Below are 24,454 nucleotides of genomic sequence, written 5' to 3'. Positions count from 1 at the left end.
AAAACGGAGGTGCATTGGAACACCTCCGAATTGGTAAAACCTTGAAGTTGTCTTAATCTTGCAGATCGATGACGACCATCTGATGGCATTCGAGCTCGGGCAGCGTGTACTCGATGCCTTCTGCGCCCAGTCTGTAATCGAGCGGCGTTCCTTGCGGCGCGAGGTACACGCCCTTCACCCGTCGTCCCGGCAAGCGCAGCTTCACGTCGACATTATAGAGCGGAACAATGTCCTCGATGATCTCGACACCGTCCCCGCGCTTGACCGGCACCGCGTACAGCAGATGATTCACGAGACGGCGCTCGCCCGGCTGCTCCTGCAGCGTGACGATTCCTTGAGCGGGCAGGCTCGTCGTCAGCGTCTTGTCCGGCAGCAGCCGGTCCAAGGCGTAGAGCACGATTTCTTTCAGGAACAAGCTGCCCTTCGTCGCATAGTCCTCGAAGACGTTCCAAGCGATGTAAATGCCGCTGGCGCTCTCCACCATTCCCGGGCCGCCGTCGTTCATCGAGCTGGGCGTATGCTGATGCGACGAAAACGTGAATACTTCCCGGTTAAAATAAGGATCTTCGCGCCGCCCCAGCTCGGTTCCGCCGTCCAAAGCGATCTTCTGCCCCGCGGCGTACATAACGAACGACGCTTCGCCAAGGCTGCGCAGCGGAAACTTCGGACGGAAATAATCCGGCTTGAACGGATTCTCGCCGACCCGCCGCACGCCGAAATCAATTGCGAAATCGCGCTCCTCCGCGTCTAGGCCGGACTTGCCCGAAGCGAGCAGCTTCCCACCCTGCCGTAGAAACTGCTCCAGCTTCGCGTGCAGCCGGTCCGAGATCAGCACGTAGTCCGGCAGTATAATGACTTTGTATCGGTGGAAATCGGCGTCCGGATCGATCACGTCGAACAAAAACTTGCCTTCGAGCAGCATCCGTACCGCCCCGGCATCGGAATTGCCCGTGAACATTGCGCCGCCCATTTTGTCCACGCCGACCGATTCGACGGACAGCAGCCCGATATCCGCGACCGCCGTCGTGTCCGCGCACCACGCTTCCTTCCGCTCGACCTCGGCGTATGCCTTGCCGATCAGCTCGTAGGTGGCCGGGTCCATCTGCCCTTCGGGATGAAGCTGGTCGCCGATGGAGCAGCGCGCTCCGTTCGCCAAGCTGAGCGACGTTTCGTAGCGCAGCGCATTCGGATGCTTGTAGCCGCCGAATTCGCCCCAGAACGTGTGGAATTTGCCGGTCATGCCGAGGAAATCCATGCCGAGTGGCTGCACATAGCGGGCCGACAGTGGGAAATGATCGTAGCCCCAGCCGCCGGTCGGCAGCGATTCCAGCTCCAGGTGCGTATTCATTGCCGCCAAGTCCCGGCGTCCCTGCGAGATATGCCCCGCGTTGTGGAAAATCGGCATCTCCGGCTTGATCGCATGGATCGCTTCGCGAATCCGCTGCGTGTAATTCGCATAAATCCGCTCGCCCTGCTCGACGACGTGCCGCTTCTCGCGAGGGTCTTTTCCTTCCCGGCGCAGCATGGCCACGCAAGTATGGCAGTAGCAAGTGCGGACGCCGACAATGTCGAGGAAGATGCCGTCGGCATCATATTTGCGAACGACCTCCTCCACCTGACGGATCATCAGATCGAGATAAGGCGAATTCAGGCAAAACTGATGATACCCCGGCGTCATGAACCCTTTAACCCAGTTCGTCTGGTCGTTCTCGTCCCGCATCAGCCACTCGGGATGGACGCGCGCCAGCTTCTCGTCGAAGCCGACCGACAAGTAGACCGGCATCTTCACGCCGATCTCGTGCGCCGCTTCGATCTGCGCGCCGAGCAGGTCGAAGTCCAGATGCGGGTGAATCTCGTTCGTCTCGGAAGGAAAATACGCCCAGCCGTGGTGGCATTTTGCGAAGACGGTAATCGAGTCGACGTGCCCCCGCTTGAGCATTTCCTGAAACTGCGGCTTGGAAAACTTACGCCCGATATGCGGGATCATTTCGGAGGTGTGGAAATCTAAGTGTACTTGTCGGAATCGCATCGTTTGGCGACCTCGCTTTCTTGGGCTAGGTGAGTTAAGCCGTTGCGCAGCTGAATTGTTGAGAAAGTGGTCAATTGAGGTAATAGAGATGTACGAGGGGGGGTATCTACTTCCGGTCGCTCTTGTCCACGGGAAATTTTGATTGGAGCCGCTTAACAGCGGGTATTTCCCGCAGACAAAGGCGAACGCTACCGCTCCTCCAGTAGATACCCCACCCACGTATGTTTCTCTATTTTTTATACGACCACTTCCTCAACACTCTGAAGCCGCTCCGCAGCTTGATTGATAGGATTGACTAGACGGCGTGCTCCGTCTTCTCCAGCAGCCAGTCCTGCAAGGTGGCAACCCTTTCGGGATAAAGCCGGCTGCGGGCGAGAAAGCCTGCCCCGTGCGCGGACATCGGGTCCTGATCCGTCGGCTGGTAGCGCAAATCGACGCTCCAGCGCACCTCATCCGACCGGTTCGGCGTGGACATGTGCAGCAGCCGGTCGTTGAACAAAATAGCCGTGCCCGCCTTGACGGGCAGGGCGACCGTTTCGCGGCTGCCGAGCTGATGGTCCTCCAGCGCCGTATAGCCGGTGCCGGTATGGCTCTCGCGGTGCCATTCGAGCAGCCGCTTCCGGTGCGTCCCCGGCTTCAGGTGCAGGCAGCCGTTCTCCAGCGTCGCATCGACGAACGAGATCCACACCGTAATGACCGGATTCGCATTGGCGTCGGGCCAATACGATTTGTCCTGATGCCAGGGCACCGCGCCTGCGGCGACGCCCGGAACTTTCGGCCGGACGTTGTAGACCGGATTGCAGAAGATTTCGCCGCCGATCAGCGATTCGACGGCATCCAAGATGCGCGGGCTGCTCATCAGGTGAAAATATCCGGGAATTCGGTCGCGCCAGCTGCGTCCAAACCGCAGAAAGTCTTGATCGGTGAGCCCGCGAAACAGCTCGGCGAGGCGCTTCGGAAACGGCCGGTCGTCCAGTTTATCCGGGATCATTCCGCTCGCGTGCAATTCATCCGCAATCATGGATACCTTCGCGGTCATCGCTTCCCGGGCGGCGGCCATCTCCTCTTCGGAGAGCAAGTCGGGCAGCACCAAATACCCTTCCTTATCGTAGCGGTCCAGCTGCGCTTGCGTCAGACTGCCGCCTGTCCGTTTCCGCTCCTCCATCGCCTTCCAGCCTCCTGCGCTTTTTCTTTTGTCGGGGTTATTGTATCATTAGGACGTTGGGCATGTATTTGAAAGGCCTTCCATCGATTTGTACAAAATTCCGCTATTCGTGAGAATCTAACGTCCGGAGGGACCCGTGATGAAGGATTTGGCAGAAATCGCTCCGCATGTGCGTTCGGCGGCTCCCTATACGTATAACGGCGGCGAGCATGAAGGAACAAGAGTCGGCTATACGTTCGCCTATCACCTGTTTATGGACGGCCGCGGAGATATCGTCGTGGACAACGTCACGTATTCCGTGGAAAAAGGCACCCTGATTTTCATCCGCCCGGGACAGGTGCATTCATTTCATCATAAGCCCGGCTTTCCGCTCGATTCCTATAACATTTACTGCGATTTATGGGAGCGGCATCCGGTTCCGGAGCCGCGATTCGCCTTTTATCCCGATCCGCCCGACCGGTCGATGCTGACCCGGCAGGAACATTGCCCCGAGCTCGATGAATTTCCGACCAAAACGTCGCTGAGCCCCTATCCGCATCTGATTGAACTGTTCGTGCAAATCGCCAGATCGGAGGACGCTCCTTATTATGTAGAATCGATTACGGGGGCACTGATGCGCGCGTTTCTGCTGCGCTGGTACAACAGCATCAAGAGCGCTGCGCCGAACGATTACCGCATTCTGCAAATTATGGAGGAGATGGAGCGCCACCCGGAGCGCCGTTATTCGTTCGAGGAATGGTGCCGCAAATGCCGGCTGAAAAAATCGTACTTTTACAAGCTGTTCAAGCAGGAAACCGGCATGACCCCGAAGGACTATTTGCTGCGGATGAAAATGAAAAAAGCGGCCAATTTGCTGCTGGAAAGCCGGCAGTCGGTCACATCCATTTCGGACAATCTCGGCTACGATTCGATCCATTATTTCTCCAAGCAGTTTGCCGCCTTTTACGGGATCAGTCCGACGGCTTTCCGCAGCCGGAACAGTCTGCCGCGGGATTTGGGCTAGCAGCCGGCCGAGGCTCGCTAACTTTGGGCTCCATCACGTGCTCAAGCAGGAAGGCCGCACAACGGTTGACCGATACTTCGATATAGTGAAAAACCTCGTCATGCCGCAGAAACTCCAGTGGCTCGTGCGCCGCGGTTTTGTCGAAATTGAAATCTCTGTCCAAATCGTCAAGCAATGACGCAACGGACTCCGCACTGATTTCGTCCATGGCTACTTCGGGAATCGGATGCGGGTCCCGCTGCAGCCCATATCGCGCAATAATGACACCGTTGAGTCTCCGAAAGTCTCTGTAGCTCATGTTCCGCGCTTCGCTCCGTTCCTCCGCCGACAACGACCGCACCTTTTGAAAATACGTATCCGCCGACCACACTTCATCCGCAATCAAATGACATAAATAGCCCGAGTAAAAAGGCTCCCGTATCCGCTCTTTGTACTTTTCAACAAACCTCCAATAGTTTATGCGGCGCCTCCCCGTTGACTCTCTTTCAACAAAGTGGGTAACCTCTTTGGAATGGTTCATTTCACGAAGACCGTCCGGCGCAATCCCGCCAATCAAAAAATCGCTGCGGTTTTCGATGGAAAGCTTTTGTGCAATTCGATTGGATATGCAGTAATGCATGATTCTCGATCCCATGTTCCCTCTCTCCTTCTCTAGCGTCTACAAAACAATCGTCTCCTTTTCTTCCATTTACTTCAATTGCAATCGGATGATGAATCGCTGATAATTAAATTACTTAACTATTCACCTTGCCGCTATGATTCAGGCAGACAGTCGGACGGGTAATGACGACTATCTACGGCCCGATGGCTAAGGGACCGCTAGACGCATCGTTACAAAATCTTAACACCAAGACCTATTGTCCTGCGCTACAATGAATCTCACAGGCTAGGAAAGGGAGGGAAGCTCATGAATTTCACACTGAGGCAACTGAAATATGCGTTCTTAAGTCTGCTGCTCACGTTCGCTCTGATTGTGACCTACCAGCATGTGCAGCCGCTCTGATTCCGATACATGTACACATTTAACCATTGATATAGCTTAGTAAGGACCGGGGGCTGCTCCGGTCCTCTTCGTCGTTGTACCCTTTTCCCAGTCCTCCTGAATTTAAGATGTTGTTAAGAATTTCCTCCGCTAGTTATTAAGATGTCCCGGCTATACTGAATTCCGAACGGAAGGATATCGTACGGAGGGGATATGGTTTGAACAGGCAGGCAGAGCATGCTGTAGAAAAAAAGCTCCCGACGGAACAAACGGGTTCCGGGGCATGGAGGGACCGGCCGCCCGTAGTGCAAATTCGCGGGCTTACGAAGACGATCCGGGGAAAGGCGATCGTCAATCGGCTTGATCTGGAGGTGCGGGCTGGCGAAATATTCGGTCTGCTCGGACCGAACGGTGCAGGGAAAACGACGACCATCCGCATGATCGTCGGTCTCATCGGAATGTCGGGCGGGGAAGTGCTGATCGACGGCCTTAGCGTCAAGCGGCAGTTTGAAGACGCCATGAAGCGCGTCGGGGCTATTGTCGAAAATCCGGAGATGTACAAGTATTTGTCCGGCTACCACAATTTACTGCACTTTGCGAGGATGCACGAGAGCGTGACGAAAGCCAGAATCGACGAAGTCGCCGAGCTGGTCGGCTTGAAGGAGCGGATTCGCGATAAGGTGCGCACCTACTCTCTCGGGATGCGCCAAAGGCTAGGCGTTGCGCAAGCGCTGCTGCACCGTCCGAAGGTGCTGATCCTCGACGAGCCGACGAACGGCCTGGACCCCGCCGGTATCCGGGAGCTGCGCGATTATTTGCGGCGGCTGGCCCGGACGGAAGGGCTGGCGATTATCGTTTCCAGCCACCTGTTGTCCGAGATGGAGCTCATGTGCGACCGGGTCGCCATCATCCGCCAAGGCGAGTTGATCGACGTTCGTCCGGTACGGGAGCTGGCCGCCGGGCCCTCGGACGCCAAGCTCCGCGTCGTGTTCGAGGTGAACGAGCCTGCAAGCGCGCAGCTGCTGCTCGCCTCCTCGTATCCGGAGGCAGCCTTCGAGCATACCGGCCCGGAACGCAGCGGGACGGCCGAAGCCGCAGTCGAAGGCAGGCTTGCCAGACAGGTCATCCCCTCTGTTGTGCGCACGTTGGTGCAAGCCGGCATCGAAGTGTACGGCGTCCGCAGTTCGGGCCGGACGCTGGAGGAACAATTTTTGGAGCTGACGGGAGGGGAGCAGCATGCTTAGGCTGATGCCTTTGGTGCAGAACGAATCGATGAAAATTTTCCGCCGATGGCGAACCTGGGTGATGGCCGCGAGCTTGATCGTATTTATGACGCTCCTGTCCACTGTCCAATTTATGGATAAGCCGAATGATCAAAGGGACTGGAAAACCCGGCTCGCAGCAAACATTCAGCAGACGGAGCAGATGATAAGCGACGCGCGGGTGGGCGAAGGACAGAAGCAGCGTCTTCAGGAAAGCATTCTTCGCGACCGGTATGCCATCGAGCACGACATTCCCGTCAACGAACGCAGCTTGTGGACTCCCGTCACGCTGGGAACAAGCCTAATCACGCTGATCACGATCTTTACGATCGTCGTAGCGGCGGACAACGTCGCCGGGGAGTTTTCGGGAGGTACAATCAAGCTCATCCTGATCCGGCCGGCCAAACGGTGGAAAGTACTGTTAAGCAAATATATCGCATCTCTCGGATTTGCTTTATTTTTGCTGGTCTCCGTTTTCGCCATAAGCTGGCTTCTCGGCATCGGCTTCTACGGACTCGGCGCGCTTCATCAGCCCGGTCTCGATGTAAGGGACGGCATGGTCGTCGAACAAAGCATGGTCGCTTCCCTGCTTCAAACGTATGCGCTGAACAGCGTTTCCCTCGTGATGATGGCGACGTTCGGATTCATGATCTCCACCGTGTTCCGGTCGAGCTCCTTCGCCATCGGCGGCTCCATTGCCCTGCTCTTTGTCGGAACGAGCATCGTGCACGGGCTTCGCGAATACTCTTGGGTCAAGTATGTGCTGTTCGCCCACCTCGATCTGACGCAATATCTGAAAGGGAAACCGCTGATCGAAGGAATGACCCTCGGCTTCTCGGTTACGATGCTGCTCGCTTATTTTGCGCTGTTTATGGCGCTGTCGTTCTTCATCTTCGGCAAGCGGGACGTAGCCGCTTAGACATGCAAAAAGACGCCATCGTCCCGCTGTGCCGGGTGCGACTGGCGTCTATTTTGCCGTCAGAAGGTCCTGCCGAGGCGGATCATGTCCTTCCGCCGGTAAATGCCGAGAACGAGGCCGATAATCGCCATCTCGACCATTATATGGGTTCCGCCATAGCTGACGAACGGAAGGACAACCGAGGTAATCGGCAGCAGGCCTAGTGACATGCCGATGCAATAGCCGAATTGCACCCCGATGATCGAAGTGGCGGCCACAATCAGCATTTTGCCATATGTCTCGCGGATCTGCCCCATCGAATGGAGCATCCGGGCCACAAAATAAACGGCAGCACCTGCAACCGCAATACCGACTCCCCAACCGAAGCTGTAGACGAGATAAGTAAAAATCAGTTCACCATGAACATACGGCAGCTTGGGATTGACCGCTCCGAATCCGTGGCCCCACCAGCCGGCGCTGCTCAGAGCCTCTCTCATCTGGATGTACATATACCCCGCGCCCGAAGGATCTCTATCGGGATTAAGAAATGCCAACACTCGCTGACTCAAGTAAAACCTGATCAAGAACGCTCCACCCAGAAGAAGCAGCGTTCCTCCCGTTTGCAGCAGCGCAAGCCACCATTTACGGGTAACGACCCCACATAATATCCCGTAGCTTACCAGATAAAATAGAAGCGTCGGTAACGAAGGCACCATCGCATAGAGCATGACCGGTACGAGAACAAAAGCAAGCATCGATTTCAGCCAAAAATGACGCTTCTGCCCCCGCCAATCGAGAAGCAATCCGGCCGCAGCAGCGATAAATAAATAAGAAGTGACGCTAGCCAAATCTATTGAAAATCTCCAAATGGACAGATAACTTCTCGCCCCATTCACCTGATGTCCGAACAGCAGCACGTAAAGCATACCGCCAGCGGCAAGATAATACATAAGGAGCGACCAAGCCTTCAGCTTCCGGTAATCCATAAAATAAAACACCAATAAAATCGGCATTCCCACCCCGATAAAAAACATATTACGAATTGCGAAATCAACTCCTTTTAGGCCGTTGGAACGCATCACCGCATAGCTGGACTCGATGCTGCTCATCGCGAAGACCCCCAGCCCCAGAAAGGCGATCAAACCGAGCAGCAAGCCCCAATGCATCCGCGGCTTGTGAATGCGGTGCAGCTCCCGCCCAACCGTGACTGGGTCGCCCATCTGCCGAATCGCCCAAGCGACCGCTTCCTCCCGGCTCGCGCCTTCCGCCTCCTTATCGAGCACCAGCTCCTCCAAGTGGCTTTCCAGCTCCCGCCGGATGTCCTTATGCAGCTCTCTCACCCGAATCTGCGAGCAGACACTACTCAAATAATCCCGCACGTTCTCGTGCTCACGGATCATGCTTTTCCCTCCCCCAAGACGAGATCGACCGCGTCGCGGAACTGCTTCCACTCCGCCGTTTTCTCCTGAAGATGCCGCTTGCCGGCCTCGGTGATGCGGTAGTATTTGCGCTGCCGTCCCTGAGCTTCCTCCCAGTACGCCTCGACCCAGCGCTCCGCCTCCATGCCGTGCAGAATCGGATACAGCGTCCCTTCCTTCAGCGAAAATATTCCGCCCGAGCTCTTCTCCAGCTCCTTGATCAATTCATACCCGTACATATTGCGCCGCCCGAGCAGCGTAAGAATCATCGTGCCGGTGCTTCCTTTCAGCAGCTCCTTGCTGAGCTTCATAGCAGAGTGCGCCTCCTTTCCATGCCTATGCTGTCATTCGAATTTATACATCGCAAATCTATATATCGTAATTCTAGGTATTATTATAGCTGGCTCTCCTCTACTTGTCCAGCTTCCGCTCGCCTCAAACCGTTGACCGCTCCACCAGCCGGACCGGCAGCTCCTGTTTCTCCGCCTCATACAGGTCTTCCGCGATATAGCGGTACAGCATTTGAAAAGCGGCGCGGCCCACGTCCTTGTTCGACTGCTCTACCGCAGTAATGTCGAGCAACTGGCCGAGCATATGGTTATCGAAGCCAATCACCGCCAAATCATCAGGTACGCGAAGCCCGAGCTTGCGCGCTTCGGCGACAAGCCCCGCCGCCGTCTGATGCGTACCCGCCAGCACCGCCGTCGGGCGCGGGTTCATGCCGGACAGCCGATGCGCGACCTCCATCCCCGCTTCCATCGATAGCGCGTCGTAGAATATCCACTCCGGCCGCAGCGGCTCCTGCACGGCAGCGAGCGCTTCCCGGACGGCGCGTTCCCGCGCCAGACTCGTGCTGCTGTTTCGCCTGCCGATGCAGCAAGCGATGTGCCGATGTCCCTTGGCCGTCAAATAGCGCAAGCCCGATTCAAAGCTGCGGTAGTGGTCGATATAGGCGCAGGACAGCGGCTCGTCCCCTGCGTCCTCGCAAACAACGATCGGACCATAAGCCAAAAAAGGCTTGATCACATCCCAATCATTCGTCCGCGACGTAATAATGACGCCGTCGACCTGCTTCATTCTGAGCATTTCGAGCACTTTGAGCTCTTCCTCGGGGCGGTAGTTCGTCTGGCAGAGGACAACGCGGTACCCGCTCCGGTTCGCTTCACTCAAGATGCCTTCCACCGGCGAGCTCAAGTACGGATTATCCACATAAGGGAGCACGACCGCGATCATCGACGTCTTGCCTTTGATCAAATGGACGGCGTTCAAATTCTGCACATAGTCCAGCTTCCGCACCGCCTCCAGCACGGCGGCCCTTTTGTCCTCGCTCACGTACGGGTGGCGGTTCAGCACGCGGGAGACCGTCGTGACCGAAACGCCTGCCATGCGGGCAATTTCTTTAATGTTTGCCATAGCCGTCCGCTCCTCCCCTTCATTAGCTGTATTGTAACACATCGCGTTTCATAGAAAAAAACGCTTGCTATGAAATGCATTCCACACATTACACTCGGTTCAAGGGATCGTTTCTACCGGCGTGACAGCACTTGCAGGCGTAACGGTAGCGTCCCGATATAAACGGCCTCGAATTGCTGCAAATTCCATAACATACAAAAAGCACAAGCTCTGCCGAATTTGACCGGCGTGCTTGTGCTTTTTTTCGCCTAATTACCGCAGAGCGGCGCAACCTGCGTCCGGTCAGCGGACTTGCTTCGGCTGCTCGGTATTCGATGCGACCACGTCCAAGCTTTGCTGCGCCTGGTTCAACTGGTCCTGCACCTGCACGAGCTCTTGTCCGTGATGCTCGTGGTCCTGCGCCGCCATCTGGCTCTGCGCCTTCGCCAGCGCCTGATGCGCCGATTCAAGCTGCGCAAGCGCAGAGGACAGCTTGTGCGGGTCGGACTGAAGCTGCGCGTGGCGGACGGCCATTTCGGCATCCTTGGCCACCTGGATCGCTTTCTCCGCGTTGTCGATCACATGCTGGATCGGCATTTGATGCTGGTTGACCTGTGTCATGTTCGGCATCTTCCTCTCAATCATGCTGGGATGTGCACACGGTTCAACCTTTAAGATGCGCGAAAAGCTCTGGCTTCATTCCTTTTTTGGAGATACGTTACATTCAGACCCGCTCGTACAAGACAAAATCGTAGTCGTACGGGTTTTTCTCGTCCTTCACGCCGCGCTGCCGCGACACCTCGCGCCATTCGCCGGGCTCAAGCTCGGGAAAAAACGTATCCGCCGCGAACCGGTGCGCGATCTCGGTAATGTACAGCCGGTCCGCGAACGGAAGCAACTGCCTGTACACCTCCGCGCCGCCGATGACGAACAGCTCCTCGGAAGCCCGGCTTCCGCCGCGGCCGTAGTCGGCGGCCGCCTCCTGCGCGGAATGGACCACCTCGCAGCCCGGCGCAGTAAATCGGTCGTCCCGGGTCAGCACGACATTGCGCCGTCCGGGCAGGGGCTTGCCGATGGAATCGAACGTTTTGCGGCCCATCAGCACCGTATGTCCCTTCGTCGTTTGCTTGAAATAAGCCAAGTCCGCCGGCAAACGCCACGGCAGATCATTGTCAATGCCGATGCCGCGGGCTTCGTCCATCGCGAGTATGAAAGAAATCGTCACGCGAACCTCTCCTTGCGTATAGTATGCCGCTTTGCTAATCGCAAGCGTCCGAGCTTGTTGAGAAACCCGCTTCGCGTAGAAATTCTCCGCATACGCCGGTGGGGTATATCCCTCCAGCCGCTCTTGAAACCCGTGAACTTGATTAGAATTTGCGGTATTTTCACGGGTTTCAAAGGCGGACGTTATACCCCACCTCTATTTGTCTCAGTTTTTCTACTTTTAGGGTTTCCCAACACTCTGCCGCTTTGCGAACCGCAAGCGCCCTTTTTGCCTCATGATGCCCCCGTACGCTCTCGTTATACCGCAATCGGCGCTTTGATCGACGGATGGCTCTGATACCCGACGATCTCGAAATCCTCGAACCGGTAATCGAACAGCGAATCCGGCTTCCGCTTGATCACAAGCTGCGGCAGCGGATACGGCTCGCGGGTCAGTTGCAGATTGACCTGCTCCACATGGTTCGCATAAATATGCACGTCCCCGCCCGTCCAGACCAGCTCTCCCGGCTGCAGATCGCACTGCTGCGCCATCATATGCGTCAGGAACGCATAGCTTGCAATGTTAAACGGCAGCCCGAGAAACGTATCGACCGAACGCATGTTGAACAAGCATGACAGCTTGCCGTCCGCGACATAAAACTGGAACGCATAATGGCAAGGCGGCAGCGCCATGTTGTCCACTTCGGCGGGGTTCCAAGCGCTGACCAGATGCCTGCGCGAATCGGGATTCCGCTTAATCTGCTCGATCAGCTTGGCAATCTGGTCGATGCTCCTTCCGTCCGGCGCCGGCCACGAACGCCACTGCGAGCCGTAGACCGGCCCAAGGTCACCGTTCTCATCCGCCCACTCGTCCCATATCGTGACGCTGTTCTCTTGCAAGTAGCGGATATTCGTGTCCCCGCTCAAAAACCACAACAGCTCGTGCAAAATCGAGCGGATGTGGAGCTTTTTCGTCGTCAGCAACGGAAAGCCTTCGGATAGATCGAACCGGAGCTGCCGCCCGAATACCGAGATGGTCCCCGTTCCGGTCCGGTCCTCCTTGCGCACCCCGTTCGCCATGATGTCCTGCAGTAGATCTAAATATTTTTGCATCGGTCGCACCTCGATCGTTCGTGATCGTTCTATTATAGCAAACTTTCAAGGCCCGCTTCATCAAAAAAAAATATGAATCGCGTTCACACCGCGATGACAATTATCCGCTATAATAGACTCATTCCCATATATAACCATGGTTTAGGAGGAAATTCATTTGACCAAGCATTCGTCCCACTGGAAAAAAACCGCCGTCCTATCGGTGCTCTCCGCCTCGCTGCTGAGCGCGCCCGGACTCTCAGGCATCCCTTACGCGCTGGCGGCCGAACCGGCGACGGCGACCAAAGCCGCCGCTTCGACTCCGGCCAAAACGGACATGCAGCTGGCCTTCGAGAAAGGCGCGGTGGAAGGGTATCCAAACGATACCGACCTGCGCGGCAGCCGGCCGGTGACCCGCGCGGAGCTCGTCACTATGCTGAACCGGGCTGCCAAGCTGACGAAGAGTGACAAATCGGCGCAGTCTTTCTCCGACTTGGAGGCGTGGCAGCTTGAAGCCGTTACCAACGCCGTCGCCGCCGGCATCGTATCCAAGGGCGACAGCGGCCTCTTCGAGCCGAACCGTCCGGTGACCCGTGAAGAGCTGGCCGTCCTCGTCGTGCGCGCGCTCACCAAAGGCCAGGCGCCGAAAGTAAACCAGAACGTGCTTAGCTACTTCAAAGACGCTGCCTCCATCAGCGAAGCGTCCCGTCCGTATGTCGCTTACGGTGCGCTCGCCGGCCTGTTTGAGCCGAAGCTGGACGGCAATTTCGATCCGAAAGGTTCCGTGACCCGCGACGAAGCGGTCAAGGCGCTGAAACCGGTCCTTTTCCAGGTTATCGATATTCTTACCACGAATGACATTCACGGCCATATCGAAGTGGGCTTCGACAAGAAGCGCAATCAGGCGCAGGGCGGTATCGAAACGCTCGGCGGCATCGTCGACGATTTCCGTTCGGTCAATCCCGGCGGCACGGTCGTTGTAGACGGCGGAGACGCATGGCAAGGAACGCTCATCTCCAATACGACGAACGGCCAGTCCGTCATGGATTCGATGGCTCAGGTCAAATATGACGCCGCCGCCATCGGCAACCATGAATTCGACTTCGGCCGCGACACGCTGATCGACAATATCAAGAAAGCGAAGTTCCCGATTCTCGGAGCCAACATCATCGAAGACAAAACCGGCAAGCGCGTCGACTGGACGCAGCCTTACGCCATCGTGGAGAAGGGCGGGCTGAAGGTCGGCATTATCGGCCTCGCCACGCCGCAGACCAAGACGACGACCAAGTCCACCAACATCGAAGGCTTGACGTTCGCCGATCCGGTTCCATACGCGAAGGAGCTGTCCGCTGAGCTGCGCGCCAAAGGAGCCGACATCGTCATGGTGACCTCCCACCTGCCGGGCGAACAGGACGCCAAATCGCAGCAAATTATGGGCGAGCTCGTCGATCTGGCGAACGGGACGGGCAACGGCACGCTGGACGCGATCGTCGGAGGCCATTCCCACAAGCGCGTAGCGGGGATCGTGAACCACATTCCGGTGGTCGAAGCGCAAAGCTGGCTGTACGCCGTCGGCCACATTCAGCTTTATGTCGATAAGGACAGCAAAAAAGTCGTTTCCTCCAACGCCAGCCTGCTGGAAACGTACACGAATCTGACGACCGCGAACAAAGACGTGCAAAAAACGGTCGCCGACTACCAAGCGAAAATTGCCGAGCAAACCAACAAGCAAATCGCCGTAGCCTCCGAAAAATGGACGACCCGCTCCTACCGCTACGACGCAAATGGCAATCAGGTGCGCGACGGTGTGACACCGATCGGCAACTCCGTCACCGACGCGATGCGCTGGGCCGAGAAGTCCGATATCGCCTTCACGAACATCGGCGGGCTGCGCGCGGATATCGAGCCTGGCAAAGTAACCTACGGCATGATGTTCGAGGTGCTGCCGTTCGGCAACTACAACCGGACCGGTACGATGACCGCTGCCCAAATCAAAACGCTGCTTGAGGTCACGGACCAATATTCCAAGCTGCCGGCGATGCAATTCTCGGGTCTGAAGGTCGAGTGGGACAACACGAAGCCGCAGGGTCAGAAATATAGTAAAATTACGCTGCTGGACGGCACCCCGATCTATGCCGACGGGAAGCTGAACGACAGCCGTACCTTCAAAGTGACGACCAACGACTTCATGTCGACCGGCTCCGGGGACGGATTCACGTCGTTCGCCGAAGTGAAGGACTGGAAGGACGGCAAGATCATGCTGGACGCCTGGGTCGATTACATGAAGGAGAAGGGCGCTTCCGGCCAGCCGCTCTCCCTGCCGAACGACGGCCGCGAAATCCGGCTGGATCTGAAAAAATAACCCCGCTGCACAAGGAACCCCGCAGGACCTGGCTCGTCCAGGTCTGCGGGTTTTATTGCTTCACCTTATCCCGTACAGCGGAAAATTCGTCAGGCAGCAGCGGTTTATAAAAGTAATAGCCTTGTATCGTACAGTCGCCAATCGTTTGAAGCAGCTTCACCTGCTCCTCCGTCTCTACTCCTTCGACCACGACCGATAAATTCAGGCTCCGGGCCATAGCCATAATCGCTTTGACAATGCCGGCATGCCCTTCGTTCTCGGCCATTTCTCCGACGAACGACTGCGCGATTTTGAGCGAATCGACCTGGAATGTCCGCAAATAGCCGAGCGACGAATACCCCGTACCGAAATCGTCCATCGAGATTTGCAGCCCCAACGCTTTAAGGCGCAGCAGCGTATCGGTCGTTTCCTTCGTATTCTGCAGCGCGACGCCTTCCGTAATTTCGATAATCAGCCGGCCGGCAGCCATTCCCGTTTCCTTCAAAATACCGGCCACCTTATCTACGAAGCCGTCCTGCACGAGCTGTCTGGGCGAGACGTTCACCGCAATTTTCAGCGACGGCCTCCCTGCCCGCTCCCACTCGACGGCTTGCCTGCACGCCGTCCGAATGACCCAATCGCCGATCGGCACGATCAAGCCGGTATCCTCGGCGAGCGGCACAAAGTCGGAAGGCGGCACCAGTTGCCCGTCCGCATTCCTCCAGCGCAGCAGCGCTTCCGCCCCGACGATCGTCAAATCTTTAGAGCATACTTGCGGCTGGTAACACAGAAACAGCTCGTTATGATCTAGCGCATGCCGCAGCGCCCGCTCCATCAGGATGCTTCTCAGCATGCCGTCCTTCAGCGTCGGCGTGAAGAACCGGAACCGGCCTCCGCCAAGCTCCTTGGCTTGATACATGGCCGCATCCGCATGCTTCATCAGGTCGGCTATGGTCTGGCCGTCTTCCGGGTAGACCGCAATGCCGATGCTGGTTGAGGTCTGAATCTCGTGAACCCCTACCTTGAAAGGCTCGGCGACAGCCCGAAGAATCGATTCCGCAAGCGCTTGCGCTTGCCGGGAGGATACCAGCGGCCCCGTGAGGATTGTAAATTCATCGCCCCCTTGGCGCGCAACGATGCACGTCTCCGGAACGATTCGCCGAATCCGTTCCGCCACTTGACGAATTAATTCGTCGCCCGTCACATGGCCCAGACTGTCATTTATGTATTTGAAGCGGTCCAGATCGAGAAACAGCACCGCAAGCGGCTGTCCGCCCTGCGAGGCGTTATCGATCGCTTCCTGCGCCTTCCGTTCGAACAAACGCTTGTTCGGAAGCCCGGACAAGTCGTCATGGGATGCAAGCAACTCGCTTTTTTCGAGCATTTGTTTGAGCCGGTTGACCAGCCTTTCATTCTCCAGAAGCATGGAGATTTGGCGCACCAAGATCAGGACGGTAACCATGGCCGTTCCTGCCACGACAGCGTCCGGCTTGTCGATACGGCGAAGCATCAATAAGAATAAGATCGCGAATCCGGCGTAAGGAAAAAGCAAGCGCAGCAGACGGGCGACGGAGACGAAGCGCGCCTTCGGCGCAGGCCGGTCTTGGGGGTGGGAAGCATGCCAGCCCGCAAAGCCGTATGCGAACAGCCCCGCGCTCCACAGCAGGTCGTACCACTGCCCTGCCTGATATTTCCCCGAGATCACGTCGAGCACATAAATCGTATCCCCGCCGATAAAGACGACGAAACCGAAGGTGATCAAGGCAAGCACCCGCCGGTCGAACAAAGGCGTATATGCGAAATGAAGAACGAACAGGCAAAGCAATATCCCGAAATCCGTTATCGGGTACGACAGAACCGCCGCTTGACCGAACCCGTCGGGACCGGACAGCATTGCCTGCAGATTGGGCCTGATGACGAATTCCCAGCTGACCGTACCGACGATCAGCAGGATCATGATACAGTCGAAGAGAAATCGAATGCCTTGAGAGATGCTTTTTTCCCGAAACAACAAATAAAACAAAGCGGCAAAAAACAGCCCGGTCTGCAGGTTCCAGAACAGGTCGGCCAAACTGATCGTCGGGGGAGGAACCAGCAGCACCCAGGCATAGAGGGACCAGACTAGCTGCCCCAGCAAATAGAAGCAGACGCCCGCAGTCATCAGCAGCCAGAACGTTCCCGTGTTGCCCCGATGGGCCCGGTAAGTCCGCAGCAGCATGGCAAGCGAAGCAGCAGGCGGAATGATCTCCCACAGCAGGAAAAAGCGCCCGCCCGCCCCAAAGCCCCATTTTGCTGCGGCGAATACCGCAAAATAGACCGCTATCACCGCGATCATCGGTTTACGCCAAGCGATCCAGTTCATAACCATCCGCCTCATCTCATTGTTGTATCGCGTGTTGATGCCAAGGGAAGCGCTATACAAGTCTAGCCTTATATGTATAAATTGATTATAAATTAATCATCGGGTAATTCGAACTATTTCTTTAGCACTAATTACTCACATAAATAGCCATACCTTGCCATCCCGCATAGAAATCATTCGGATGGATGAAAATAAATGGCAAAGCGTATAAGGGGATGGAAACCGCCTTGAAGCCTTCCAACGACGCCTCGACCGAAGCTTCGCTCCGGATTCAGCAAGCGCTGCGCGAATGCGCCGATGTGGTTGTTCAACCGGTACATGCCTGCGGAACGGTTTCCTGCACTTGGATTTATATCTCCTCGATTGTAGATCACCAGGTGCTGCAATCCGAAATCGTCGCCCTGCTGCGGCCTCGTCCGGAGCCTGTAACAAGCGAACGTTTATTTTCCTTGCTTTGCGAAGGCTCCCTCCTATCCGTTCCCGTCACCGTAACGGAGGATGAGTCGGCTGCGGTTCAGGCCCTCCTGCATGGGTCTGCCGTGCTGCTGATTCACGGAAGGCGCGAGCTTTGTCTGGTTCCGGTCAAAAAATATACAAGCCGCGCCGTCACTGAGCCGAAAAACGAAAATGTCATCGTCGGCCCGCAGGAAGCTTTTATTGAGAATTTGGATGCGAACTTATCCTTGCTGCGGCATATCATCAAGCATCCCTCGCTCAAGATTGAGCGCCACATTTTAGGAGAGTATACCCAAACCGCCGTCTGCATCGTTTATATCGAAGGCTTGCTCAAGCCCGGTCTGCTGAAGCACGTGCGCGAAAAGCTCGACGGCATCAAGCTGGACGGCATTCTTGGGATAAACTACTTGGCCGAGCATTTGGAATCGGCGCCTTATTCGCCTTTCCCCCAGATTCAGTTCACGGAGCGGCCCGATACGCTTGCTGCGGCGCTGCTGGAAGGAAGGATCGGCGTAATTGCGGACGGTACGCCGGTAACTCTGGTAGCGCCGGTCACCTTCTTTTCGTTGATGCAATCGGCGGAGGACTATTTCCAGCGCTATTTCGCCGCCACTTGGATCCGGTGGATCCGGTATTTTTTCACCGTCATTTCGTTTTTGCTGCCGTCGACCTATGTCGCGGTAACGACGTTCCATCCGGAGATGATTCCGGCCAATTTGCTGACGACCATCGCGGCATCCAGAGAAAACATTCCTTTTCCCGCCCTGGTGGAGGCGCTCATGATGGAAATCGCCTTCGAAGGACTGCGCGAAGCGGGTATCCGGATTCCGAGGCCGATCGGCCAGACGGTGTCCATTATCGGAGCGATCGTCATCGGCCAAGCGGCCGTTCAGGCCGGCATCGTTTCCGCGCCCATGGTTATCGTCGTATCGATGACAGGCATCGCGTCGTTCATTATCCCGCATTTCGAGCTGGGGCTCTCGTTTCGGCTGCTGCGGTTTCCCATCATGCTTCTCGGCGGGGCGCTGGGTCTGTTCGGCGTCATTATCGGGGTATTTCTGATTTACTGGCATCTCGTCACCCTTCACTCGTTTGGCGTCCCTTATATGCAGCCGTTTGCCCCGCTTGTCTTCAGTCAGTGGAAGGATGCCATGGTGCGCGCGCCTTGGACTAAACTCAAGAACGGCCCGGCCGGCTACTCTAAAAAACAAAGGTGAAGCTTATGCGGCCGATTTGGCGAACGTTCACGATCTGGACTGCCGTATGCACGCTGCTTACCGGCTGCTGGTCCAAGGTCGAAATTAACGACCGGACTTTCGTCTCCGGTTTTTTCGTAGACCGCTCCGATGTTCCGGGTGAAGTGGAGCTGACCATCACGACCGCGCTTCCGAACCGGCTGACGTCCGGGCAGCAGTCCGGAGGCGGCAGCGAGAAAGGGACGCCGTATGCGTCGGTCACGAAGTCGGCCAAAACGCTTCCCTTTGCCCTGCAGCGCATCCAAGCGGACCTGACGCGCAAAATTTCGTGGGGGCTTACCCGGATCGTCGTAGTCGGCCGCGATTATGCCGAACAGGGACTGGACGATCTGCTCGAATGGGTGAACCGCGAGCCGACGTTTCATTTGCGGACTTACATTTTGATCGCGGAAGGCAAAGCCAAGGATATTATCCGGCTCACGCCTGTATACGAACGCTCGCCTTCCGAGGTGCTGCGAGAGTTTGCCAACCAACATATGCTGCTGAACACCAATCTCCGGGATCTGCTTGATGCGAGCTACAGCGGCCGCGATTTTGCGATCACTGCACTGACGTTCGGCAGCTTCCCGATGGTCAGCGAGCAGAATCGGGTCAGCCCTTGGGCCGGCACGAACGGAGCGGCCCTATTCCGCAATGACAAGCTGATCGGCTTCGTGGCTGCAGAAGAAGCGCGAATGCTGGCTTGGGTCAAGAGCTGGCTGCGCGCCCCCGTCTTTTCGGTTCCGGTCGGAGACGGCAAGGACAAAGGTTCGGTAAGCGTCATGTTTTCCATGACCAGAGCCTCCGTCGTTCCCGTTTTTCAAGCGCGGTCGATCCGGTTTCGGATCAAGCTTTACGGGGAAGCTATGTTGCTCAACGCGGATATGAAAGAAGACATCACCAAGCCTCCTACGCTCCACAGTACGGAGAGACAAATAGGCCAATATTTGGCAGATCATCTGCGGCACGCCTTGGCTCAAACGCAAAAGCTCGGCTCCGATGCTTTGCAGCTCGGAGCTTACGTAGAATGGCAGCGGCCCAAACAGTGGGAACAGCTTCAAAAGGAATGGAGAGCGTACTACAAATCGAACGTCGATTTCGATATCGAAGCGGACGTCGTGATTAAATCGTTCGGTTCGGAGACGACATCGGTGCAAAGAAAGCGGTGATCGTTCGTGCCGGTATGGCTAGTGGCGGCAGTATGTATGGCAATCGGCTGGTTTGAATGGAAAACGCTGAAAACCCGCAGCCGGCGGGAGAAAACGGTCTTCTGCCTGCTTCTCGGCAGCGTGCTCGTCTACAATGTCATGAACGAGGTGTACAAAAACTTTCCGCGCCCGGAAATCGTCGTTTATGCGCTGTTCGGGTGGGCAGATTCGCTCTTTTCGCTGAAATAACCGGTCCTTGGAGGAGATCCGATGAAGACGTTTACCACCGGTCAGATGATGCGTTTCTGGATGCTCTACTTGATCTCGGCTCCCTTTGCTTTTATGATCCGGTCCCTGCTGGAGAAAGCGGATTATCAAGGCTGGCTGTCGCTCGCATCGGCTTATGCGATCAGCTTGGGCTTGATTTATTGCGCCGTTCGCGTAGGCGAGGGGCAGTCGGAGTCGTGGCTTACTTACGGAGAGCGCATCGTCGGGAAATGGCTCCACCGGTTTTTCGTAGCCGGGATCGTTTACTATATCACGTTTCTGAACGCCCTGAACGTGCAGAACTTCAGCGATTTTTTCGGTACCGTTTACTTGAACGACACGCCGGGCTGGGTCGTCATGCTGCTGTTCTTTTTTTGCACCGCCGTCGTGGCCCGATCCGGGCTGACCGCCATTATGTACATGGCAGACGGCTTTTTTCTGCTGGTGTTTACCGCCATCTTCGCTGTCATTCCTTTGATGCTCAACAAGCTAAACTATCTGGCCGCTTACGGCCTGCTAACGCATTTCGATTTTCCCAAATGGTGGAAGTCCACTTTTTACAGCACGAGTTGGTTTTCCGAAATGACGCTGGTGCTGCTGATCCTGCACCGCTTCAGGACGAACGGCCGGTCCTTCCGTTCCATGGCACTGGCCGGTTTGGTCGCGTTTCTGTCCATCCTGGTTTATTGGCTCATGTGCCTCCTGCTGTTCGGGCCGAAGCTGGGCAGCCATCTGCGGTATCCTTTAATGGACATGCTCCGCTTCGTACAAATGGGGGAGATTCTGGAAAATCTCGATCCCGTGCTCATCTCGGTTTGGTCGACGACTCTGCTGATCAAGACGGCGGGTCTGCTGTATATCGCCACTCAATCGCTCGCGTATCTGCTCGGGCAAAAGGATGCCAGGCCTCTTACGTTCGTCCTTGCCACGCTGATGCTGGGCTTTGCTCTGCGGCTTTCCTATGGCCCTGCGGAAACGATTCAAGTCCAAGGCACCTCTGCGCTGCGCGTGTTTTTTATTTCCATCTGCTGCATTCCGCTCTTGTACTTTATCCTTCGTCAATCTGCCTCTCTGCTCAAGCGCACGAACAAAAAAGCTTGAAAAATATGCGCCGTGCGTTATAATGAGGGCAATTTGACATTACGGGAGTGGAGACCGCACCATGTACAAAATGCTTGCAATCGACATCGACGATACGCTGATCAACGACGAGAAGCAGATCACGGAAGGAACCAAAGGGGCACTTGCCGCAGCGCTGGCCGAAGGCGTAATCGTTACGCTGGCCACCGGACGCATGTACGCCTCAGCCAAGCAGCTCGCCGGTCAGCTGGAACTGAATGTGCCGCTGATTACATATCAAGGGTCGCTCGTCAAAAATTCAATCGACGGACGCATCTTGTACGAACGGACCGTGCCTGCCGACGCGGCGCGGCTCATTTTCGATTTTTGCGAATCCGAAGGATTGCATCTGCAAACGTACGTGGACGATGTGCTGTATGTCAAGGAAGACAACGATAAAGCGAAAGCGTACGCCGCGCTTTCGAAAATCCCTTATACCGTGTACCCGAACTTCGGAGAGCTGGCGGCTCAGCCTTCGATGAAGCTGCTGATCATCGACGAACCGGAGCTGCTGGACCGGGTCGCGGAGCGGCTCCGCGGCTTGACCGGCGGGCAGGTGCATATTACGAAATCGAAGCCGCATTTTCTGGAAATCGTGCACATCGAAGGCACCAAAGGACATGCGCTTGCGCATCTGGCCGAGCATTTCGGCATCGGGCTCGAGCAAGTCATCGGTATCGGAGACAGCTGGAACGACCGCGAAATGCTGGAAGTGGCAGGGCTTGGCGTCGCGATGGGCAATGCCGTCGAATCGTTGAAAGAAATCGCCGATTATGTGACTTTCAGCAATAATGAGGACGGCGTCAAACACGTCGTCGAGAAATTCGTGCTGCGCCGCGAAGAAGTAGGGAGCGGCAACTGAGGCTTGATGCCGGATTGGGACGGGTCACGTTCTGGTCTTATCGGACAAGCGCGTTTAGTGAGTATATAAAATTTGTACAGAATAGCCGGACCGCTCCTGGAGCGGTCTTTTTGGCGTTCTTGTCCCGACGCTTGGTCCATCGGCAAAAGCACAGCATGTTCTCACCCTTTTCCGCTGTCCGCATACGCTGGTAAGTACAAAGGCTTTAGGCTTTTGTCCAGTGGAGGTGGGATGGTTGGGTGTCACTTTAATTTCACTTCATTATGCGTATCTGCTGTTCGTTTTGCTGATTATCGGATTCATGGTGATGCGCCGGGATACGACGATCGTCTGCATTACCGGCATTGTGCTGATCGGGCTGTTCTCGACGGGATCGCTTCACGCTGCGGTCGGCGGCGTATTCAACAGCTTTATTTATGCCATGAAAGAGCTGCTCGGCACGATCCTGATCATTTGTATCGTCGTGGCGATGAGCAAGGTGCTGGAAAAGAGCGGCGTAGGCGAGACCATGATCTCGCCGTTTGCCCGATTCATCCGGACCCCGGCGCTTGCTTTCTGGGTCATTGGCTTTCTCATGATGGCGATGTCGTGCTTTTTCTGGCCGTCCCCGGCCGTTGCGCTGGTAGGTGCGGTCCTGCTGCCGGCTGCTTTAAGGGTAGGCCTGCCCGCGATCGGCGCAGCAATGGCCATGAACCTGTTCGGCCACGGCATCGCGTTGTCCGGCGACTATGTCATCCAGGGCGCGCCGAAACTGACGGCTGATGCGGCAGGCATCCCTGTTGCGGCCGTCATGGAAGCCAGCGTGCCGCTCGTCATCGTCATGGGCGCCGTGACGACAGTCGCCGCCTTCTGGATGCTGCGCCGCGAGATGCGGCAAGGACAGCTTACGCCAAGCGGCGGCAGTGCAGAAGCGGCATATGAGACAGGAGCCGGCCAAACGGAGGCAAAAGCATCCCTGCTGCCGCGCACGGGCCGGGTTGCGTTGGCGTGGATCATCGCGCTGCTGTTCGCCGCCGATGTGGCCGCCATGTTCGCGTTTAAGCTGCAAGGCGGCGATGCCACTGCGCTTGTCGGCGGAACCGCGCTGCTTGCGATGCTGCTCATCTCGCTGCTGACGCACCGAGGGAAAGGGCTGGAGCGGGCAACCGGCTATTTGGTCGATGGCTTCTTGTTCGGCTTTAAGGTATTCGGACCGGTCATCCCGATAGCCGCGTTCTTTTACCTTGGCGACTCGGCGCTTACGGACATGTTCGGCAGTGTGCTGCCCGAAGGTTCGCATGGTCTTGTCAACGATCTAGGCTATGCGCTTGCCCACGCTGTGCCGCTCAATCAGGCGATCGGCGCGGTCACGCTGACGGCCGTCGGCGCCATTACCGGTCTCGACGGCTCCGGCTTCTCCGGCATTTCGCTGGCCGGCTCGATCGCCCGTCTTTTTGCGGCCGCTATCGGCTCGGGGATTGCCACGCTGACCGCGCTCGGGCAGATCGCCGCGATCTGGGTCGGCGGAGGTACCCTTGTGCCGTGGGCACTTATCCCGGCGGCCGCCATCTGCGGCGTCGATCCGTTCGAACTGGCGCGGCGCAATTTGAAGCCCGTCGTCGCGGGGCTGATCGTTACGGCAATTGTGGCAATCTTTTTGAGTTGAAAAAATGTTTGGGAATCTCTCCTCCAGGTTAAGAAGAGTTACGTTTTTCTTAACGGGAGGGGTTTACTATGTTCAAAAAAAGCTATTACGTTTCCGTCGGTTCAGGCACGATTGAGGATGCGCAGACCCTCGCGGATCTTGGAAACTACTCCTATGAATATGCGGTGGAAGCCACCGATCAGGAAATTCGGGAGCTGCGGCGGCTTATGAGCAGTTACGAGGTCGAAACGGAAAAGACGTTCGCCCGCGCGGGAGTGCCATACAAATCGGCGGACCATGACGAAGCAACAGATGAGTACAACTCCCAAATACGGGAGCTGTACGCTATGATCTATCGGCTGGGGACGCCTGAAACGCGCGGACATATCGAGAAGATGCGGATCATGGAGAAGCTGAGCAGCTCGGATTACAGGCAGCCGGGCTACGGTAAACATAATGCCGAGGAGGCCATTGAAGTGAACGAAAGAGAGCAGGTCGGCCCGAAGTAGATTATTATGCTGACCTTTTCTGTGAAAAAAGAAACAAGCCCTCCCTTTTTTCCGGTCACGTTTGGGCACCCGTCTCATATACTTGGT

At 56.4% G+C, this 24,454-nt stretch carries 21 protein-coding genes; 11 read left to right on the top strand and 10 right to left on the bottom strand.

Annotation, left to right across the window (positions count from 1 at the left end):
• Nucleotides 1–52: 52 nt before the first annotated feature.
• Both NI000_RS11580 and NI000_RS11575 read right to left on the bottom strand, forming a co-directional pair.
• Nucleotides 53–2,029 carry an alpha-amylase family protein gene (locus tag NI000_RS11580; protein WP_253410626.1) on the bottom strand — a complete coding sequence of 659 codons (1,977 nt, stop codon included), beginning with the start codon at nt 2,027–2,029 and terminating at the stop codon, nt 53–55.
• 295 nt (nt 2,030–2,324) lie between these two features.
• On the bottom strand, nt 2,325–3,194 hold the full coding sequence (locus tag NI000_RS11575; RefSeq protein ID WP_253410624.1) for a phytanoyl-CoA dioxygenase family protein: 870 nt from the start codon (nt 3,192–3,194) through the stop codon (nt 2,325–2,327).
• A gap of 139 nt (nt 3,195–3,333) precedes the next feature.
• Here NI000_RS11575 and NI000_RS11570 point away from each other — a divergent pair, with 139 nt between their 5' ends.
• A complete protein-coding gene (locus tag NI000_RS11570) occupies nt 3,334–4,197 on the top strand; it encodes a helix-turn-helix domain-containing protein (protein WP_253410622.1) in 864 nt (287 codons plus the stop codon).
• On the opposite strand, the gene NI000_RS11565 is transcribed toward NI000_RS11570, so the two are convergent.
• Nucleotides 4,145–4,831, bottom strand: a complete 687-nt coding sequence (locus NI000_RS11565) for a zinc dependent phospholipase C family protein (protein ID WP_253410620.1) — start codon at nt 4,829–4,831, stop codon at nt 4,145–4,147. The two genes, NI000_RS11570 and NI000_RS11565, sit on opposite strands and share 53 nt — an antisense overlap.
• A gap of 566 nt (nt 4,832–5,397) precedes the next feature.
• On the opposite strand from NI000_RS11565, the gene NI000_RS11560 reads away from it, so the two are divergent.
• Together NI000_RS11560 and NI000_RS11555 are read left to right on the top strand one after the other, a co-directional pair.
• The gene (locus NI000_RS11560; protein WP_253410619.1) at nt 5,398–6,423 is read left to right on the top strand and encodes an ABC transporter ATP-binding protein; all 1,026 of its coding nucleotides are present in this window, start codon (nt 5,398–5,400) and stop codon (nt 6,421–6,423) included.
• A complete protein-coding gene (locus NI000_RS11555; RefSeq protein ID WP_253410617.1) occupies nt 6,416–7,360 on the top strand; it encodes an ABC transporter permease in 945 nt (314 codons plus the stop codon). The genes NI000_RS11560 and NI000_RS11555 overlap by 8 nt, the downstream gene beginning before the upstream one ends.
• 59 nt (nt 7,361–7,419) lie before the next feature.
• On the opposite strand, the gene NI000_RS11550 is transcribed toward NI000_RS11555, so the two are convergent.
• From NI000_RS11550 to thyA, 6 genes are all read right to left on the bottom strand, one after another.
• Nucleotides 7,420–8,739: an FtsW/RodA/SpoVE family cell cycle protein gene (locus NI000_RS11550; protein ID WP_253410615.1), complete on the bottom strand. Its 1,320-nt coding sequence runs from the start codon at nt 8,737–8,739 to the stop codon at nt 7,420–7,422.
• Nucleotides 8,736–9,068 (bottom strand): PadR family transcriptional regulator, encoded by a 333-nt coding sequence (locus NI000_RS11545; RefSeq protein ID WP_216792645.1) that lies wholly within the window; start codon nt 9,066–9,068, stop codon nt 8,736–8,738. Before NI000_RS11545 ends, NI000_RS11550 begins: the two co-directional genes overlap by 4 nt.
• Nucleotides 9,069–9,192: 124 nt before the next feature.
• Nucleotides 9,193–10,170, bottom strand: a complete 978-nt coding sequence (locus NI000_RS11540) for a LacI family DNA-binding transcriptional regulator (RefSeq protein WP_253410613.1) — start codon at nt 10,168–10,170, stop codon at nt 9,193–9,195.
• Nucleotides 10,171–10,452: 282 nt separating this feature from the next.
• On the bottom strand, nt 10,453–10,770 hold the full coding sequence (locus tag NI000_RS11535; RefSeq protein ID WP_253410611.1) for a hypothetical protein: 318 nt from the start codon (nt 10,768–10,770) through the stop codon (nt 10,453–10,455).
• A 103-nt stretch (nt 10,771–10,873) separates the two neighbouring features.
• Nucleotides 10,874–11,374, bottom strand: coding sequence for a dihydrofolate reductase (locus NI000_RS11530; protein ID WP_309247888.1), 501 nt, complete (start codon nt 11,372–11,374; stop codon nt 10,874–10,876).
• 296 nt (nt 11,375–11,670) lie between these two features.
• Complete coding sequence (thyA, locus tag NI000_RS11525) at nt 11,671–12,465, bottom strand: thymidylate synthase (RefSeq protein WP_253410609.1); 795 nt, start codon at nt 12,463–12,465, stop codon at nt 11,671–11,673.
• 157 nt (nt 12,466–12,622) lie between these two features.
• Here thyA and NI000_RS11520 point away from each other — a divergent pair, with 157 nt between their 5' ends.
• On the top strand, nt 12,623–14,806 hold the full coding sequence (locus NI000_RS11520) for a 5'-nucleotidase C-terminal domain-containing protein (RefSeq protein WP_253410607.1): 2,184 nt from the start codon (nt 12,623–12,625) through the stop codon (nt 14,804–14,806).
• A gap of 52 nt (nt 14,807–14,858) precedes the next feature.
• Here NI000_RS11520 and NI000_RS11515 read toward each other — a convergent pair whose 3' ends face one another.
• Nucleotides 14,859–17,147 carry a putative bifunctional diguanylate cyclase/phosphodiesterase gene (locus tag NI000_RS11515; protein WP_253410605.1) on the bottom strand — a complete coding sequence of 763 codons (2,289 nt, stop codon included), beginning with the start codon at nt 17,145–17,147 and terminating at the stop codon, nt 14,859–14,861.
• Nucleotides 17,148–17,362: 215 nt separating this feature from the next.
• Here NI000_RS11515 and NI000_RS11510 point away from each other — a divergent pair, with 215 nt between their 5' ends.
• From NI000_RS11510 to NI000_RS11480, 7 genes are all read left to right on the top strand, one after another.
• Nucleotides 17,363–18,820, top strand: coding sequence for a spore germination protein (locus tag NI000_RS11510; protein WP_253410603.1), 1,458 nt, complete (start codon nt 17,363–17,365; stop codon nt 18,818–18,820).
• 5 nt (nt 18,821–18,825) lie between these two features.
• The gene (locus tag NI000_RS11505; protein WP_253410723.1) at nt 18,826–20,007 is read left to right on the top strand and encodes a Ger(x)C family spore germination protein; all 1,182 of its coding nucleotides are present in this window, start codon (nt 18,826–18,828) and stop codon (nt 20,005–20,007) included.
• 21 nt (nt 20,008–20,028) lie between these two features.
• Nucleotides 20,029–20,235, top strand: coding sequence for a hypothetical protein (locus NI000_RS11500; protein WP_253410601.1), 207 nt, complete (start codon nt 20,029–20,031; stop codon nt 20,233–20,235).
• Nucleotides 20,236–20,256: 21 nt separating this feature from the next.
• Complete coding sequence (locus NI000_RS11495) at nt 20,257–21,354, top strand: GerAB/ArcD/ProY family transporter (protein ID WP_253410599.1); 1,098 nt, start codon at nt 20,257–20,259, stop codon at nt 21,352–21,354.
• A 61-nt stretch (nt 21,355–21,415) separates the two neighbouring features.
• Entirely contained in the window at nt 21,416–22,234 is an 819-nt protein-coding gene (locus tag NI000_RS11490; RefSeq protein ID WP_253410597.1) for a Cof-type HAD-IIB family hydrolase, read from the top strand.
• A gap of 235 nt (nt 22,235–22,469) precedes the next feature.
• Entirely contained in the window at nt 22,470–23,879 is a 1,410-nt protein-coding gene (locus tag NI000_RS11485) for a hypothetical protein (RefSeq protein ID WP_253410595.1), read from the top strand.
• A gap of 68 nt (nt 23,880–23,947) precedes the next feature.
• Nucleotides 23,948–24,367, top strand: coding sequence for a hypothetical protein (locus tag NI000_RS11480; protein WP_253410593.1), 420 nt, complete (start codon nt 23,948–23,950; stop codon nt 24,365–24,367).
• The last annotated feature ends 87 nt before the right edge of the window (nt 24,368–24,454 follow it).

It is taken from the genome of Paenibacillus tyrphae (assembly GCF_024158745.1).
GTDB lineage: Bacteria > Bacillota > Bacilli > Paenibacillales > NBRC-103111 > Paenibacillus_G > Paenibacillus_G tyrfis_A.
This window is presented reverse-complemented; position numbering and strand designations above follow the sequence as displayed.